Origin of the sequence: Planococcus massiliensis, from assembly GCF_000821325.1 — a bacterium.
GTDB lineage: Bacteria > Bacillota > Bacilli > Bacillales_A > Planococcaceae > Planococcus > Planococcus ruber.
Genome location: NZ_CCXS01000001.1, coordinates 724,236 through 742,051, shown reverse-complemented (window position 1 = coordinate 742,051; position 17,816 = coordinate 724,236). Strand labels below are relative to the sequence as shown.

The following is a 17,816-nucleotide window of genomic DNA, read 5'->3' as shown; positions in this document are numbered from 1 at the left end:
ATAGCAAAGACGGGTTCGATATACGCATCGATAAATCTTGCGGACATTGAATTTCATTCTTTAGACTGAGTTTCGCTTTTCAATCGGTTCGTTTCCAATTTTTCTTGAATGCGATTTTCCTGATGGGCCGGCGGTGAAAAGCTGACAATCGTATCGCCGATTTTCGGCTCCATTTTGCTTTCATTTGTAAAAAACTCAATTTTCCCTTGCACGCGCTTAACAAAGAGAGGAATCGTCCCTTCCACTGACTTTTCCTTGAAGTCCGCATACGTGTACTGCTCCGTCAATTGCGTTTTGCGCATCGCGTAGCCTTCGTCAATTTTCGCTTCTAGCGCATGGAAGTTCCATTCCGAACCGAACAAAGTGCGGCCGCTGAGCGATGAATGAAAATCATCCGGATTGCCGATGTGGATTGCCGTCTGATACAAATTCACGCGTCCCAATTCCGGCACGAAATTATTTACTACCAGCGAGTTATAGGAATCGGTATCCGTTGCGACGATCATGGTTTCATAAGGCGTCAAATCGAGTTCATATTCTGTGTGTTCGGATAAGATTTCACCGGCAAAATTCGGAATGCCCAATTGGCGGGCAAGCTGCAGGCTGCCCCATGCCGGATCCATGATCAAGACATTTTTATCGAATGCCTGAAGAATTTCTCCGAGCCTCGTATTAAAGCGGCTGCTGCCGATGATCAAAATGCCCGGTTCTTCAGAGGAAGCAAGGCCCAGTTTCTTGCCAAGCCAGCTGATGCTGAACCCATGCGCCACTACAGTTGAAAATACCAAGGCAAAAGTCAGCGCCGTCAAAAGTTCTGCGTCTTCAAATCCCGCTTCAAGCAAGGTGCTGGCAAAATAGCCGGATACCGTCAAAGCGACGATTCCGCGCGGCGCAATCCAGCCGATCAAGGTTTTTTCCTGAGTCGTCAAGTCGGTTCCGATAGTGGATAGCCAAATGGATAATGGTCGGACTACAAACAGCATGGCCAAAACAAATGCGATGATCTGCCAATTCAAAATCTTGATGAGCACTTCCAAACTCAAAGAAGCAGTCAACATGACAAAAATGCTCGAAATCAATAAAACCGAGATATTTTCTTTAAAATGGCGCATCTCATTAATTGAGGAAATGTTCATATTCGCCATCATGATCCCCATCGCGGTAACAGCGAGTAGCCCGGTTTCATGCATCACCATGTCTGACACAGCAAATACTAAGAGCACAACGGCGAAGACCATCGGCGATTTCAAGAATTCAGGCACTTGCCCCTTCTCGAACATCCGCCCCATGCCCCAGCCGGCAAGCACACCGAGCACCACCGCAAAAAGGGCGGCCAAGAAGAACAAGCCGAATGCCGCAGCCGATTCTTCGCCCATGGCAAACAATACAAATTGGAACGCGAACAAGGCAAGCAACGCCCCGAAAGGATCGACCACAATCCCTTCCCACTTCAAGATCGCGGCAGGGCGCGCTTTTAGCTTCGCCTGGCGCAGCAGCGGCAAAATCACGGTAGGCCCCGTGACGATAAACAAGCCGCCGATGACGAAAGAAACGGCGATGGACAAGCCGGCTAAGTAATGGGCTGCGAGCGATCCCGCAATCCAGGCGATAAATGCTCCCAAGGTCACAATCCGCAGCACCGGTTTGCTGAACGTTTTTATTTCTTTGAAGTTTAAATTCAAGCTCCCCTCGAATAAAATAATGGCGACAGCCAATGAAATAATCGGATTGAATAAGTCACCGAAACTTTCCGATGGCGATATGATGCCGAAAAACGGCCCTACGATTAAGCCGGCAATGGACATCATTACAATTGCAGGAAGCTGCAATCGCCATGCAATCCATTGTGACAATACGCCAAGGAAAAGAATCAGCATGAGATCGAACAATAAAGAATCGATAATAAGTACCTCCATGTCCACAGTTTTAGGATGATTTTTTCTCAAACTTATTTGACCATTATAGTAGGTCCCCCTTGCGTTGAAAAGCGAGAACCGAGCCGTCAGGGATTTAATAATATGGAATTTGTGCTATAATGGAAAAAAATCTAAGGGTGAATCGTATGAACAAACAAGAAATCGAGTTTGAGATTGCTGATTTGAAAAGCGATTATGTCCGCCACCAAGGGGATATTGAGAAATTAGAGACCACTGGCCACGCACGGATGGTGGAACAGGCAGAAGAACGATTGGAAAAAATGGAACAGCGACTTGCGGAATTAAACAAAAAACTCGCGGAACTCTAGCCCGCGAATTTTTTTTTGGCGTTTCGCCCCGATTTTCTGCACTTTTAAAGGCCGTTTCCGCTTTTCGATTGTCCAGCTCCTGCGGCCAGATTCTCGGGTCATAAGCCACTTCGGCTGTGCGGCTGGAAACACGCCGCTTCGCCAAATCGTCTTATGCCTTTCGAACCTAAACGGCCACTTCCGCTTTTCGATGGCGCCTATACTTTTCTTAACTAATGGAGGAATACAATAAATGAGTTTATTAACAGTAGAGAATTTAAGCCACACATTCGGTGACCGCACGCTTTTCAATGACGTGTCGTTCCGGTTGGTAGAAGGCGAACATGTCGGCCTTGTCGGCGCAAACGGCGTCGGGAAATCCACATTGATGAACATTTTAACCGGGAAGATCATGTATGATTCCGGCCGCGTTGAATGGCAGCCGAAAACGCATTACGGCTATTTGGACCAGCACACGCAGTTGACGCCAGGGCGCACCATCCGTGAAACGTTGCAGGATGCGTTCCTGCCGCTTTATAAAAAAGAAGAAGAACTCAATAATATCGCCATGCAAATGGGCGACGCCGATCCGGATCGCCTGGAAGAATTATTGGAAGAAATGGCTGAAGTCCAGGATGCATTGGATGCTGGCGATTTCTACACGCTTGATGTAAAAATCGAGGAGATTGCGCGCGGACTCGGCCTCGATGCAATCGGGCTTGAACGGCCGGTTGAAGCTCTGTCAGGCGGCCAGCGAACAAAACTATTGCTTGCAAAACTGTTGCTTGAAAAGCCGAAGGTTCTTTTGCTCGATGAGCCGACCAACTATTTGGATGAAGAGCATATCCAGTGGCTCGTCAACTATTTGAAAAATTACCCGCATGCATTTCTGTTGATTTCGCATGATACGGAGTTCATGAGCAGTGTCACAGGCGTCATTTTCCATTTGGAATTCTCGCGCCTGTCCCGCTATACCGCATCTTACGAAAAATTCGTCGAGCTTGCCGAACTCGCGAAAAAGCAGCATTTGGATGCTTACGAACGCCAAGCCGAAATGATCAAGAAAACCGAAACATTTATCGCGAAAAACAAAGCGCGGGCGTCTACGACCGGCCGGGCGAAATCCCGCCAAAAGCAATTGGACCGCATGGACCGCATTGAAAAGCCGGAAATTGCAGCAAAACCGCAATTCTCGTTCAAAGAAACCCGCAGCCCGAGCCGCTACGTGGTCGAAGCGGAAGCTCTCACGATCGGCTACGATAAGCCGCTTCTTCCGCCTCTTACGTTCATGATCGAACGCGGAGAAAAAATCGCCCTTGTCGGCATGAACGGCGTCGGGAAATCGACGCTATTGAAAACCATGCTCGGCAAGATCAAACCGCTTGACGGCAATGTGCTGCGCGGCGAATATTTGACGCCTAGCTATTTCGAGCAGGAAGTCAAAGCGCCTACCCATACACCGCTTGATGAAATTTGGGCGGCGTACCCAAGTTTGGATCAAGGTCAAGTGCGTGGAGCTCTTGCGCGCACGGGATTGAAAAACGAGCACATTTCCCGCTCCATGACGCAATTAAGCGGCGGCGAGCAAGCTAAAGTCCGTTTATGCAAGTTGATGATGGAAGAAAGCAACTGGCTGATTTTCGATGAACCGACAAATCACTTGGACATTGATGCGAAAGCGGAATTGAAACGTGCGATGCAAGCTTATAAAGGCACGATCGTTCTCGTCAGCCACGAACCTGAATTCTACGAAGGGCTCGCCACGAAAGTCTGGAACGTCGAAGAATGGGTCAATGCCGGAAAGCAGTCGACTTTGTAATAAAGGTGCTCGCATCTTAAAAATCATTTCTCTTTAATATTAAAAAGGCTTTTCGCATCTATTTGCGAAAAGCCTTTTTTTAATAGGTCGTCAGTTTGAACAGCTTCTGGAATCCGTAGATGCCGCGCTGCAGGAATGAAAACGTGTCTTGGTACTCTTCGGTATCCAAGGTGTAAAGTGCATCTTCATTTTCCCAAAGACGATCAAAGTAATTGTTCATATTGTCCGTCAGCTCACTGTTATTCGGCGCAACGATGCGGATGTTGTTTTCCAGATTGTAATTGTCCAAGGCCCGCTCTGTATAATTGGCGGCACCGCCGGAAATGATCGTTTCATCTTTCGTTTCAATCATGATGGTTTTGGTATGGAACTGGCCAATTACGGTATTGTACCAGCGGACCTGGATTTGATCGTCCGATTCTTCAAGCATTTCATTGACCACAGGACGGTTTGGCAGCCCGGTTTTTTCATTTCCAAAAGCGTTCTGGTTTGGGTCCAAAATCAGTTGGACTTCCACTCCCCGGTCCGCTGCTTCTGTCAGCGCTTCTACAATATCGCTTTCCGCTACATAAAACATCGCTAAGCGAATGCGGTCGCCTTTTTTCGCTTTATCAAAATCTTGAAGCAGCGCTTCTAAAATCTTCCCTTCCGTTACATACTGAACTTGGTATTGTCCTTGCTGCTCTTCCACGTCCGCCCGGGGAAGTTCAGGGCCGCCTGACATTTTCGATGCGGCTTCTTCCGATTCCAAAATGTCATTCACAATAGGTCCGCTGACCTTAAATGCCATATTCCCATGGAAGCCGCTGGCATTATGGGGATTGGCCGAACTGATTAACGCTTCCTGCTCCGTCGCGATCGCCTTCCGGTGATTGGCTTTGATGTTCATCATTTTCAAGTAGGAAGCCAATTTTAGATCCGGCGCATCGCTCGACATGCCGTTCGGCAGCCAGCCTTTTCCATCCGTTTCAAACCATTGGAAAAATGCGCGGTAGAATCCCGAATACAATGGCGTCGAGTCACGCAGCTTGTCGAGATCGGTGACGATCACCTCTACACCGGCATCTTCCAATGCATCGAGCAGCTCGCTGTCATAGGATCCATAGCCTTGATTAAGCGGGTCCGTAATAAAATAAATCGGCATGTCGGGAAAGGCTTCTTTTTTCTTTAGAAGCTGCTCGGTCAACTGATCGGCGACTTCCGGGAATCTCACTTTTTGATCGTTATAATTATCAAATAGGAAAAAGTCCAAAACGATGAATTCTTCTGCACGGTCGATTATTCTGTTGATTTCGTCAAAAATCCTCAATTCGTGCTCCATTCCGCTTCCTTCTTTATCTTGGGCATACGAAAGATCATAAAACATCTCCACTTGTTCCACTTCATGCAATTCGCTTGTGTAGGAAACGCCTGGAGGAAGCGGTTTATAGGTATGCCAAACAATGATAGCTATGTATATCAGCGCGAGAACGCCTGCAGTGGCGTAGACAATTCTTCTGCGCTTGCTCCAATTTCTTGCTCTTTTCTTCAATCGATTCATCTCCTCTGCCTTTATTATAGCAATAACAACAGAAAAGGAATTTATTAATTAACTGTAAAAAAAAGCCAATCGAAAAGTCGATTGGCTTCAAAATTCTTTTGTTTACTCGTATTTAAGCTGTTTGGACATATTCCCGTGTACGTGCATCTTCCAAAAGCATATCTTTTAAGCGTTGTTTGCCTCGGAACAAACGCGATTTTACCGTTCCGATCGACACTTTCATCGCTTCTGCAATTTCAATCAATGACAACTGATGCACATAGAAATAGACAATTGTCGTCCGGTAAATGGCGTCAAGCTCTGAAATCTTGCTGCGGATCATGACCGATACATCCTGCTGCTCCAATAGTTCAGGTGCTCCTGCTTCATCTGTCGGAATTAAATCCAATAGCGAGACATCAAGCCCTTCCGGCTGCTGCTGGATGTGTTTGCTGCGGCGGACGTTTTTGCGGTAGCGATCACGGAAAGTGTTCATGCAAATCGTTGTCAGCCAAGCTTTTACATGATCGACTTCCTGAATGGATGATTCATAGCGCACGACCTTCAACCAAACCTCTTGCATTAAATCTTCTGCCTCCGCTTTGTTGCGCGTCAGTTTCAAACACAAATGATAAATGTAGCGGTTGTACTCTATATATAAACTTTCCATGATGATTGCCTCCATCCGATTTTTTCGCTTAGCAGCCCGGTGAAGGCCGCTCCCGTTTCTTGTTACCCTTATTGTGCCTGAAACGAAGCTTTCACTCTATCGCCTTCACTTTCATTTCACTTACAAAAGTGTAATATTTCCAAATAAAAACCAGAAGGTGTTATCAACTATACGAACATCCCTCAGAAAACAGCAAAAAGCATTGCCGAAGCAATGCTTTTGTTCTTTCATCTTTTATTCATTTCTTTGCCGGCCTTCCGACCTTTCGAATATCCGCCAAAATCAAAGCGCCCACCAGCAGCAGGCCAATGTAGCCGATCGCCGGATAGAGCCAGTTGACCAATTGGGTGAACCCGACAAAGCTTAGCCCAAAAGCAATTATGCCTGCCACAATCACAAAAATTCTAAATTTATTTGTGCCAATTGGGGTAAACCGGGCTGAGAACGAAAGCAACAAACTGACTGCCGTGTTATAAATCATACAAAAAATAACGATGGCCATGACAATGCCGAGTATCGGTGAAATATTATCCGCGATTCTCAGCATCGGCAATTCAGCTGTCCCCACGATGTCAACTTTTGAAAAAATGGCAAAATAGCTGAGTAAAATCAACGCGCCAAAAATAATTCCGCCAATCAAACCTCCGCGTGCTGCAACCTTTTCATTCTTTTCGGCGCCTCCAAGAACCAGTGCCATCGCAGTCGTTAACGCGATAGCTAACGAAACATAATTAATAGCTGAGATAAACCAATTAGGGCCAGCTGATAATTGCTCGTTAGCAATTGGATCCAACTCAGCAAAGCTCGTATCCAATGTGAACAAACTGTAGATGGCTATTCCGACCACCATAACAATCAAAAGAGGCGTAATGCTTCCGATAATCGTAATCACTTTTTTAACATTGAGCATAATCGTTAATATGACGAGCGAAATCATCGTAATCCTGCCGACTACTGGCGAAAGTCCGAATTGCTGAGAAAAAATTGAACCGGCACCGGCTATCATTACGACCAAAATGCCGAATAATGTAATGATTAACGTATAATCGATAATTCGCCCAATTACTTTCCCGCCAATCCGGAAGACTGCTTCTTCATGAGATTTTGTTTGCAGCCTGCTGCCAAGCCCTGTCAGTATTTTCCCTAAATAGCCGAACAGGAGGGTGGATAATATGACACCTGCCAACCCCCAATAGCCGAAGCTTGTGAAATACTGCAAAATTTCCTGGCCGGAAGCAAAACCCGCACCTACTATAATGCCAATAAATGCACTCGCAATCTTTAAACTTCTCTTCATAAATTGCTCCTTTCCAAATGCCTTATTTAATTGTTTTTTCTATGTAAAATTCCCTAGATATTCTTTTTTACCTTTTTAAGCACTCATATAAACTGGCTATTTTTAACATAATTAATGCACAAGAAGAGGCATTCCTTTTATTCAGCATAAAAAAAGCTCCGTCCGGAGACAGAGCTTTTAAGCAAATGCTTCTTCTTCATTTTGTTTTGTAATCGTCAACCGCATTATCCGGTTGCGGTCCATTTCGTTGATCCTTACATGAAGGTTTTCATAAGAGAATTCTTCGCCTTCATCCGGTACATGTCCAAGCTGCTGCATGACAAATCCCGCAATTGTATCATGATCATCCGGAACATCCACTTCAAACATTTCGTTTACATCTTCAATTTCTAAACGGCCATGGCAAACCAGCTGCGTATCGGTCATTTCAAAAATAAGCTCGTCGTCTTCAATATCGGTCTCATCTTCGATGTCCTGGCCGATCATTTCTTCAATGATATCTTCATGCGTTACAATGCCTAAAGTCCCGCCGTACTCATCCAAGATGACCGCCATGTGCTTTTTCTTCGACATCATCATCTTAAACACTTTTTCGACGCTCACCGATTGGACAACGAATAAGGGATTGTCATCCATCAACTCTTGCAATGTCAGATTGGGATCCATCGACCATTCGATCAATTTCTTCGAATAGAACAAACCGACAACATTATCCATACTTTCTTCATAGACCGGATAACGGGTATATGATGATTCCAAGATTAAATCTCGGACTTCTTCATACGTCGAATCGATTGAAATCCCGACCGTATCGGTACGGTGAGTAGACATGACATCCGAAACATCTTTATTTGGGAAATCAAGGATGCCTTTAATCCGTTCCGATTCGTCTTCTTCAAAGGTCCCTTCTGTAGAGGCAATGTCCACCATTGAACGCAATTCTTCTTTTGTTAATGTCGCTTCTTTGACAGTGCCTTTTGAGATGACACGGATAAAAATATTTGTGAACTGGGAAATCAGCCAAGTCAATGGTCTTAAAATGGCTACTAATATTGAAATGACCGGAGCCACAATATAAGCCATTTTATCCGCGAACGTGGCTGCAATTGTTTTCGGCAACACTTCTCCAAAAAGGATCAGCACCACGGTCAAAACAGCAGTCGCTACCCCTACTTCCCATCCGCGAGTGATCGCAATAGTTGTAACTAAAGTTGGCAGCATAATATTCGCGATATTATTACCGATTAAAATAGTAGTAATCATCCGGTCCGGCTTCGCTATCAATTTTTGCAGTCTTTGCGATCTTATATCGCCCTGCTCAGCGCGAAGATGGACCTTCATCCTATTTACAGCTGTTAAAGCCGTTTCGCTTCCCGATAAGAAAAACGACATCATTAAAAAGAATCCTAATGCAATAAACAAATTTGGTTCCTCCAGTGTATTAAACACAGATTTTACGAGTTCTTTCCGTATCCATAATTATACCATAGCGATTTTCCAAATGTCGAAAACCATATCTCGTATGTTATAATTTCCCCATAATAAAAATAGAAGAATTGAGGGATAATATGAACGCACAAGCAATCGACCAATATTTTAAAGACCATCGCGAACAACATTTAGAAGAATTGAAAACATTTTTGCGCATTCCTTCCATTTCTTCGCTGTCTGAGCATAAATCAGATATTCGAAAAGGCGCCGAATGGCTAAAAGAGGCCATGCTGAAAGCAGGACTTGAAAATGCAGAAGTTTTTGAAACTGAAGGGCATCCGGTTGTTTATGCTGACTGGCTCCATGCAGAAGGCAAACCGACCGTGCTAGTTTATGGCCATTACGATGTCCAGCCTGTCGACCCGCTTAATCTGTGGGAATCTGCTCCATTCGATCCGCAAGTCCGTGACAACAAACTTTTTGCTCGCGGTGCGAGCGATGATAAAGGACAGACTTTTATGCACGTAAAAGCTGTTGAAGCGCTATTGCAATTGAACGGCGAGCTTCCGGTCAACATTAAATTCATTGTTGAAGGCGAAGAGGAAGTCGGCAGCCCGAACTTGCCGCAATACGTCGAGCAAAACAAAGAGCAGCTGAAAGCAGATGTCATCGTCATTTCAGATACCGGCATGCAAGGGCCGGGACGCCCTGCGGTATGCTATGGCCTTCGCGGCCTCGCCGGCATCCAAATTGATGTAAAAGGGCCAAAAGGCGATTTGCATTCCGGCTTATACGGCGGCGCTGTTCAAAATCCGCTGCATGCGGTAGTGGAAATTCTGGAATCGTTCCGCGATAAAGAAGGCGTGATTCAAGTGGAAGGATTCTATGAAGATGTACTTCCCGTATCCGACGAAGAACGCGCTGAATTTGCGTCGCTTGAATTTGATTTGGAAAATGAGAAAAAAGAGCTTGGCATCACAGAAGATTTCGGCGAAAAAGGCTATTCGTTCATCGAGCGCACTTGGATCCGTCCAACGTTGGAAATCAACGGCATCACTGGCGGGTTTTCTGGCGAAGGCATCAAGACCGTCTTGCCTGCAGAAGCCAGTGCAAAAATCACTTGCCGCTTAGTTCCTAACCAAGACCCGGATGACATCGTCGCTAAATTGCGCGCCCATATCGAAGCCCACAAACCAGCGGGCGTCACCGTTGAAATCACTGATTTTGATAAAGGGAAGCCTTTCTTGACGCCATACGACCATCCAGCGATCCAAGCGGCCGGCCGCTCGTATGAAAAAGTCTACAATGTGCCGACTGCCTTTACACGAATGGGCGGTTCCGTACCCATTGTGGCAGTTTTCGATGAAGTTCTCGGCCTCCCCGTCGTATTGATGGGCTTTGGCCTCTCTTCAGAAAACTTCCATGCACCAAACGAGCATTTCCATCTGGAGAATTTCGATAAAGGCCTTCGCGTCATCAGCGATTACCTTTTCGAAGCTGCAAATTTATAAGATGCTTGGCCCCTGCTTTATTTCCTAAAGCAGGGGCTTTTTTTGCCTTCATATTAATTAGAATCCATTACTTCCTTCCTTCTAGAGCACAAGCTGTATAAAATAGAAGAAAAGACGGCATTCGGGAGGAAACTCATGATTTTGTATTGGATAACAGCGTACCTTATTGGAAATTTTTTAACAGCCTGGTGGATAGGCAAATGGAAAGGCGTCGATCTTCGGCAGCAGCGCAGCGGGAATTTGGGTGCGCGGAATGCAGGTGCCGTCATAGGAAAAACGGCTTTTTTTCTGACATTTCTCGGCGACGCGTTAAAGGCCGCTGCGGTCATTTGGCTTGGCCGTTATGTGGAATACGATGAATGGGCCGTTGCAGTCGGCGGTCTATTGGTCATTTGCGGCCACTTATTTCCCTTCTGGCTGAAAGGAAAAGGCGGAAAAGGAATTGCTTCCTTTATTGGAGCCACGCTCTATTTGACGCCCGAACTTTTCGCGGCTATGTTTATCGTTTTTTTCATCTTTTTACCGTTTGTGAAAAGCGCTACGTTAACCATGCTATTTGCTATGGCCGCCTATCTCATCGGGATTTTTCTCAGCGGTGAAATACCTTCCTGCTGGCCAATGGCTGCAGCAATGTTGCTCATTTTGGCGAAGCATCGGAACGACATTGCCGAATCATTCCACCAACGCTTTTCAAAAGCTTAAAAGTTATTCTGTAAAGAGTTATTTTCTTTCATTCGTTTAACCATTTACCTTCTTTCCCTGTTTTCTCTATCAGGAAAATATTATTCGTGCTATAGTTTAATTATTCAAAATTCTTAAATGATAGGATGATTAAACCTATGAAAAAACCAATTGCGTGGATTCTGGATACGACAGGCTATGTAACCGACGAATTCCAATCCCATCCGGATGTGTATGTCGTCCCATTGAATATCCACTTTGATGCTGAAGAATACATTGATGACGGAGTCGACCTTTCTAATACCCAACTGTATGAAAAAATCAAGAGCGCCAAAGAATTCCCTAAAACTTCACAGCCATCTGCCGGGAAATTTGCAGAGCTTTATGAAAAATTAAAGGATCAGTATGAATGCGCAATCGCTGTTCATGCATCTGCTAAAATGAGCGGCACGATCGCCTCTTCAACTGCTGGAGCTGAAATGACCGGATTTAAGGTTTATGCAGTGGATTCCCTTGCGCTCTCCTACGGACTGAGCGGATTGATTGAACGCGGAATGCTTCTTGCACAGCAAGGAAAAACGGCTGAAGAAATCGCGCATCGCCTGGAGCAGGAAACCCATGATTTCCGCAATTACATTTTAATCGGCAACCTTTCCCAGCTTTATAAAGGGGGACGGATGAGCGGCGCCCAATATTATTTGGGCAGCCTGCTCAAAGTAAAGCCGATTGTCCAGATTACTGCTGAAGGCGAACTGCAGCCGATTGATAAAGTGCGGTCGCATAAAAAAGCCATCCAATATTTAATCGACCTTGCAAACCAGGACCATCAGGAATACGGGATTGAGCGTTTCCAAATCATGCATGCCAATGTACACGGAGAAGCTGAAAGCTTAAAGCAGGAAGTGCTGAAAATCGCGCCGCAAGCCGAAATATTGATCGGAGACTTAAGTTCTTCTTTAGCGGTCCATGCCGGTGAAGGCACGATTGCTTTAATGTGGAGAAAACCTGCTATTTAATTGCTGTTCCACCTGTACACAAGCCATTTCCTTATTTGAAAATTTGCTTTTTTAGGCTAGTCATATCGGCTATTTGACAACTCGTCTGATACAATAGGAAGTAGAATGATGAGTGAGGTGGATTTAATGCAACATGTTGAACGGGAACTTACGGAAAATGTAATGCTTTGTGACGCAAAAGGCCAATTAAATCCCGGAGCGATTGGATATGCGCGCCAGCCGCTTGTCATCAGCAACTTGCGCGGCAATTTTATGCGAAAGAAAAAATGGAATTATTGGTGTGTTTTCGGAGACGAGATCATGTTTTCGGCAACCATCAGCCACTTGGACTACGCAACTGTCTGCTTTGTCTATTTTTTGAATTACGAAACCCAGCGCTTCTTCGAAAAAACGGTGGTGGTGCCGTTTACCCGCCAACTTAGATTGCCGAATGAAGTGCTGGATACGAGCCATTTCCGCCATGAGGAGATGGATATTAACTTTGAATACAAAGAAAGCCAGACCCGTCTCAACGTCCATGTCAAAGACTTTGACGGAGAGCCGCTTCAAGCATCGCTTGCCATTCAGCATCCTGAATCATATGAATCGTTGAACGTCGTCATTCCGTGGAATCGCCAGACCTTTCAATTCACTGGCAAACACCATTCTCTCCCGACTTCGGGCGAAGTAAAGATCGGCAGCCAGCGTTTTGAATTTGAACCGGATGAAAGCTTCGCTGTCCTCGATTACGGCCGCGGTGTTTGGCCGCGTGAATCTTCGTGGAATTGGGGAATGGCTTCCCAACGTTCGCTTGGAAAATCAATCGCATTGAATTTTGGCGGCAAATGGACAGATGGAACCGGTATGACGGAAAATGCCTTTTTCGTCAACGGCAAAATGACCAAAATCCACGAGGATGTCATTTTCCATTACAATAAAGAGAACTACAAGGAACCCTGGCTGATCCATACCAAATTCTCGGACGATGTCAAACTGACTTTTACGCCATTTTTCGAACGGGTTTCAAAGACGGATGTCCGAGTGGTTAAATCCGAAGTCCATCAGCTTTTCGGCTATTACAATGGCTACGTCCGCTATCCTGAAGGCAAAAAAGTCAAAATCCTTCAAATGCTTGGAGCCGTTGAAGAGCATTATGCGAAATGGTGAAATTCTGTACTTGAAAAAGCACTAATTCTTTCTTTATAAATCAAAAGAGGCGCCCAAGGGCGCCTCTTTTATTTAAGTTCAGCGAGTATGCGTTCCGGATAATCAGTGAAAATTCCATGGACGCCTATTTTCCGGAGCTCTGCTGCATACTCCAGGCTGTTTACTGTATAGACATAGACAATCGCGCCTTTACGCAAAGCGTCAGTAGCCATTCTCCGAAATGCGGAAGGCAAAGACAAATGGATGCGTGTGGTGCCGATAACGCGCGCATAATCATAAGCATCCACGAAAATCTGAGAGGTTAAAATGGCTGCTTCTACATCGGTATCCCGGCATACTTTTTGGATGTCTTCGTGATTGAACGAAGAGATGACAATGCGGTCGCCCATTCCATATTTCTCAGCACTGTCGATTACTTTGCCGACCAAGGAATCATACGGGAAGATATCCGACTTAATCTCAATATTAAGGCGATGCTGCGTATGTTCAAAAACTTCCAGTGCTTCATCAAGAGTCGGAATCCGTTCGCCTTCCCATTTCTCTGAAAACCAAGATCCGCAATCATATTTCTTCAGTTCCGACAAGGTCATGTCTTTTACATAGCCTTTTCCATTTGTCGTGCGATTGATTTTTTCATCGTGGATAACGACGACCTCGCCGTCTTTCGTCAAGTGTACATCAAGTTCCACTCCATCAATCGGCAATTCGGCCGCTGCTTTAAAAGCAGCCAATGTATTTTCGGGATGCGTCCCTGAACAGCCTCTATGTGCATAAATCTTCATCTTCTCTCTCCCCTTGCTTAATCACTTAAATATCTGAACGCAATTCCCAAAGTTCCGGGAAAAAGTATTGGTCCAGCACTTTTTTCAAATAATGGACGCCCGAAGATCCACCTGTCCCCTGTTTAAAGCCGATAATGCGTTCTACCGTTTTCATATGGCGGAACCGCCATTGTTGAAGGGAATCTTCAATATCCACAAGTTTTTCTGCCAGCTGATAGAGCTCCCAATGTGTGTCTACGTCCCGGTAAACCGTCTTCCATGCTGCTTTAACGCTTTCGTTAGGTTCGTAGACCATGGTGATATCCCGGTTCAAAACCGCTTCATCGATTTTAAAACCGCTTCTCGCTAACTTTTGGATGGCAGCATCGTATAATCCGGGCTTTTGAAAAGCCTCATTCAACGTCTCAGAAAGAGCTGCATCTTTTTCATAGATTTTCAGTACGTGTTTTGTTTTATACCCCAACGCAAATTCAATTAACCGATATTGATAAGATTGAAATCCGCTGGCATTGCCTAAATCGCCCCGGAATTCCATATATTCAGCAGGCGTCATCGTAGCCAATACATCCCAAGCCTGGATAATCTGAGTTTGGATTTTGGAAACACGGGCCATTTGCTTGAACGCAGGCTGCAGATCATCTTCATCGATATTTCGGATGGCCGCCTGCAACTCATGCAAAATGAGTTTCATCCATAATTCAGATACTTGATGAATGATGATGAAGAGCGATTCATCGTGATGCCCGCTTACTCCGTCTTGTGCATCCAATAATTTATCCAAATGCAAATACTCACCATAGGTCATGCTTTCCTTAAAATCTGTGCGAATGTTCTTTTCAGCTGCAGCTGCTATATTTTGGCCATTTGTATACTTGTCCATTCTAAAACTCCGTTCTGGCTCTTCTTCCACTAAGCTCGGCATTGATCTTAACTATTCTAAAATAACGATTAAAAAGCTGGAAATCGGGAATACTTACTACTAACGAATGATAATCGAAAGGATGACTTCTATGATTTCAACCAAAAAACCTTTATTGACAGCCCTCATGCTTTCTTCTGCTATGGTTTTGGCAGCATGCGGCGATTCAGATGAAGTAACTGAACCCGTAGCGCCTGAGCAGGAGACGCAGGAATCTGAAAATACAAGCGATGCGAGCCCAAGCGGCGGCGTTGAAGAAGAGAATATCGGCGGCGGAACATTCGGCTTCACTGAATTCAGCGTTGACGCCGATTATCCTGAACTCGATGATGCCATTGATATCAGTTATGAAGAAGATCGGGATAAAGTCGAAGCCGAATACGCCAACCGTTTCTCTGAACAGAATTTATCCGGGAATGATGCAATGGATGAACTTGAACCTGCCTTCCAGCAACTTGAAATTACAAAGGACTCCACGGATGAAGAAGCAATCCAGCAAGTCGTAGAAGCATTCGGCTTGGAAGACGGCTATACTTCAATGGAAGTTGAAGTCCGTTTTGAAGATGGTACTGAAAAAGAATTCAAAGCCCAAAATTAACGAATATGCCCAGCCGCTTCCAACCCGCCTGCATTAGCAGGCGGGTTTTGAAATGCCTGAAATTTATTCTTCTCTCTTACGCTTTTTGTTTTGTCCAATAGGCAATGGTCTGGACAGGTTCAAATTGTGCTTTTTGATAAACGTGCAAGGCATCATTGGCCGTCTCAACGTCCAGCATAATCTGCTCCATCCCTTGGACATGGGCCATGTAGCGGCTCCATAACAGAAAGGCTTTGCCGTACCCTTTTCTTTGCTGGGACGGATCTACCGCAAAAGCTGTCAGCCATAAAGCGCCTTCTTCCTGGACAAGCGTAGCTGTAGCAACCAATTCTCCGTCTTTTTTCATCACCCAGATTTCTCTGCCTTCTTCGGCTTGATTAAAAGCGATGACCGGCAAAATCCCTTCATCGAAAGCTGATACGAGCAGCGGTTCCAATTCTTCTATTGGGCCTTCAAATGGCAGAATGGCAAGCCCCTCCGGCAAAGCCATTTCTTTTAAAGCATCCGCAGCCATCTGAATTTCTTTGAAATCAGGCTCATACCCCAAACTCTGCAGAAATTTCTCTGCGTCCGGATTTTCAATAAAAGCTGCATGCTGAGCATCTGCCTGCCGCTGCGCATGCCCATGATGGATACCGTCAGCAAGTGCAGAACCGATCGACATCCGCCGGTATTCAGGATGTACGAGCACAGACCATTCATAATGATGGAGATTGACTATATCCACAGAAGTCGCAAAACCGATAAGTCGCCCATCTTCTGTATAAGCTAAAACAGCAAAACCTCGAACATTTGGCTGACTCCAGGAAGCTTCTTGGAGAACTCCCCTGTAATCCTCTTCAAATTCTCTCAGCAATTGCTTCATGTCTTGGATTGTATAGGAATCCAATGGAAATGATTCAATTGATAGCGAAATATTCATTTCCCACCATCCTTTCTTTAATTGCCCGCTATTTTTTTACAAAATTTAACATAACGTATTATGATGACATTCTTTAGCTTATGGTATCACATGATCACAGAATTTAACGAACTTTTACCGTTGTGTAACAACGGTTTAAATCGCCGCCTCTTCGGCTATACTATTCTGGTTAGCAAAATTCCGGAGGTAGTCAAAATGGCTAAAGCACGTTTAACTTGGGTAGATGCAGCGAAAGGCTTTTTAATGATCCTCGTTGTGGTCGGACACTATTCCGGTCCGACAATGACCGATTTTCCATTCATTAAATACATCTATTGGTTTCATATGCCCGCATTTTTTATTCTAAGTGGGTTATTTTTTAAACCTATCACCGAAAACTATAAATTAAAACCTGCCATCCATAAAAGATTGATGCAATTGATGGTTCCTTACTTGTTCTTTTTGCTTCTTCTCACATCTATTAAATATGGAATGGCTATTGGAGAAGGCACCTTTACCGCGGCTTTCTTAAAGCAAGACCTGATTGAACTGATTGTCGGGGGCCGTTTCCTACGCGGAGAGCACGGCGTCTTCTGGTTTATCACCGTGATGTTCGCTACTCACTTGCTGTTTCTCTGGATCACGCGGCTGAAGCGCCGGTTCCAATTCCTGATTCTCGCAGCGTGCTACGCCGCTGCTGAAATTGAAGGCGCCTTTGCGATGGGCCTAGCAAACGAACCTGATATCGCCTCTATGCAAATTCCGATGATTTGGAACCTGGATGTCGTCTTGATGGCGGTCGTTTACTTTGCCATCGGCTATTATTTCAAGAAATTCTGGATGAATATCCCTCTGTACGCACTAGCTGCAGCAGCCGCAATTGCTTTTGCTGCATTCCGTGCAGATGAAATGGGCTGGATCGATTACCATTTGAGCATGAAATTTCTCCACTATGACCATGCTGTACTGGACTTAGTCATTCCTTTGGCTTTTACTGTTGTCGTCGTCGGCTTCTTTCAAAAAGTCACGCCGATCTTTCGGATGCCTTGGTTTGAAAAAATTGAAGCCCATTCGATTTCAATTATGTACCTGCACATTTTCATCGGCTTTATGGTAGAAGATTTCTTGCCGTACAACGTCTTTACTTATTCTCTCTTTGGATTGATGGTTCCAATCACCTTGTCCATTCTGATCCCTAAAACCATTCCGCTTGGAGAAATCCTGATCGGCCGGTTCAAACCGCGATCCGCTGTCCAAAGCCATTAAAAAAAGCGATTCCATGTCCTATGGAATCGCTTTTTC

At 45.1% G+C, this 17,816-nt stretch carries 16 protein-coding genes; 8 read left to right on the top strand and 8 right to left on the bottom strand.

Going from position 1 to position 17,816, the window contains the following annotated elements; genetic code table 11:
• Positions 1-53 precede the first annotated feature (53 nt).
• Positions 54-1,916, bottom strand: coding sequence for a cation:proton antiporter (locus BN1080_RS03730; protein WP_234398922.1), 1,863 nt, complete (start codon positions 1,914-1,916; stop codon positions 54-56).
• A gap of 146 nt (positions 1,917-2,062) precedes the next feature.
• Between BN1080_RS03730 and BN1080_RS03725 the strand changes: the two genes are divergently transcribed.
• Positions 2,063-2,245, top strand: coding sequence for an SE1832 family protein (locus BN1080_RS03725; RefSeq protein WP_052650608.1), 183 nt, complete (start codon positions 2,063-2,065; stop codon positions 2,243-2,245).
• Between the two features lie 232 nt (positions 2,246-2,477).
• A complete protein-coding gene (locus BN1080_RS03720; RefSeq protein WP_052650607.1) occupies positions 2,478-4,043 on the top strand; it encodes an ABC-F family ATP-binding cassette domain-containing protein in 1,566 nt (521 codons plus the stop codon).
• A gap of 79 nt (positions 4,044-4,122) precedes the next feature.
• Here BN1080_RS03720 and BN1080_RS03715 read toward each other — a convergent pair whose 3' ends face one another.
• The 4 genes from BN1080_RS03715 to BN1080_RS03700 form a co-directional block, all read right to left on the bottom strand.
• Positions 4,123-5,583: a phospholipase D family protein gene (locus tag BN1080_RS03715; protein ID WP_052650606.1), complete on the bottom strand. Its 1,461-nt coding sequence runs from the start codon at positions 5,581-5,583 to the stop codon at positions 4,123-4,125.
• A gap of 112 nt (positions 5,584-5,695) precedes the next feature.
• On the bottom strand, positions 5,696-6,232 hold the full coding sequence (locus tag BN1080_RS03710) for an RNA polymerase sigma factor (RefSeq protein ID WP_052650605.1): 537 nt from the start codon (positions 6,230-6,232) through the stop codon (positions 5,696-5,698).
• A 238-nt stretch (positions 6,233-6,470) separates the two neighbouring features.
• A complete protein-coding gene (locus BN1080_RS03705; RefSeq protein WP_052650604.1) occupies positions 6,471-7,529 on the bottom strand; it encodes a YkvI family membrane protein in 1,059 nt (352 codons plus the stop codon).
• A gap of 177 nt (positions 7,530-7,706) precedes the next feature.
• Positions 7,707-8,951, bottom strand: a complete 1,245-nt coding sequence (locus BN1080_RS03700; protein WP_052650603.1) for a CNNM domain-containing protein — start codon at positions 8,949-8,951, stop codon at positions 7,707-7,709.
• A gap of 146 nt (positions 8,952-9,097) precedes the next feature.
• On the opposite strand from BN1080_RS03700, the gene BN1080_RS03695 reads away from it, so the two are divergent.
• The 4 genes from BN1080_RS03695 to BN1080_RS03680 all read left to right on the top strand — a co-directional run bounded on the left by BN1080_RS03695 (position 9,098) and on the right by BN1080_RS03680 (position 13,314).
• Entirely contained in the window at positions 9,098-10,471 is a 1,374-nt protein-coding gene (locus BN1080_RS03695; protein WP_052650602.1) for a dipeptidase, read from the top strand.
• A gap of 135 nt (positions 10,472-10,606) precedes the next feature.
• Positions 10,607-11,173 (top strand): glycerol-3-phosphate acyltransferase, encoded by a 567-nt coding sequence (locus BN1080_RS03690; RefSeq protein WP_052650601.1) that lies wholly within the window; start codon positions 10,607-10,609, stop codon positions 11,171-11,173.
• A gap of 137 nt (positions 11,174-11,310) precedes the next feature.
• Positions 11,311-12,168, top strand: a complete 858-nt coding sequence (locus BN1080_RS03685) for a DegV family protein (RefSeq protein WP_052650600.1) — start codon at positions 11,311-11,313, stop codon at positions 12,166-12,168.
• Positions 12,169-12,294: 126 nt separating this feature from the next.
• A complete protein-coding gene (locus BN1080_RS03680) occupies positions 12,295-13,314 on the top strand; it encodes a DUF2804 domain-containing protein (RefSeq protein WP_052654375.1) in 1,020 nt (339 codons plus the stop codon).
• A gap of 68 nt (positions 13,315-13,382) precedes the next feature.
• Here the strand turns inward: BN1080_RS03680 and BN1080_RS03675 are convergent, their stop codons facing one another.
• Both BN1080_RS03675 and kynA read right to left on the bottom strand, forming a co-directional pair.
• Positions 13,383-14,096 carry a glycerophosphodiester phosphodiesterase gene (locus BN1080_RS03675; RefSeq protein ID WP_052650599.1) on the bottom strand — a complete coding sequence of 238 codons (714 nt, stop codon included), beginning with the start codon at positions 14,094-14,096 and terminating at the stop codon, positions 13,383-13,385.
• Positions 14,097-14,121: 25 nt separating this feature from the next.
• A complete protein-coding gene (gene kynA / locus BN1080_RS03670) occupies positions 14,122-14,976 on the bottom strand; it encodes a tryptophan 2,3-dioxygenase (RefSeq protein ID WP_052650598.1) in 855 nt (284 codons plus the stop codon).
• A 130-nt stretch (positions 14,977-15,106) separates the two neighbouring features.
• Between kynA and BN1080_RS03665 the strand changes: the two genes are divergently transcribed.
• Entirely contained in the window at positions 15,107-15,613 is a 507-nt protein-coding gene (locus tag BN1080_RS03665; RefSeq protein WP_052650597.1) for a YusW family protein, read from the top strand.
• A gap of 76 nt (positions 15,614-15,689) precedes the next feature.
• Here BN1080_RS03665 and BN1080_RS03660 read toward each other — a convergent pair whose 3' ends face one another.
• A complete protein-coding gene (locus BN1080_RS03660; RefSeq protein WP_052650596.1) occupies positions 15,690-16,535 on the bottom strand; it encodes a GNAT family N-acetyltransferase in 846 nt (281 codons plus the stop codon).
• 195 nt (positions 16,536-16,730) lie between these two features.
• Here BN1080_RS03660 and BN1080_RS03655 point away from each other — a divergent pair, with 195 nt between their 5' ends.
• The gene (locus BN1080_RS03655; protein ID WP_052650595.1) at positions 16,731-17,780 is read left to right on the top strand and encodes an acyltransferase family protein; all 1,050 of its coding nucleotides are present in this window, start codon (positions 16,731-16,733) and stop codon (positions 17,778-17,780) included.
• Positions 17,781-17,816: the final 36 nt, after the last annotated feature.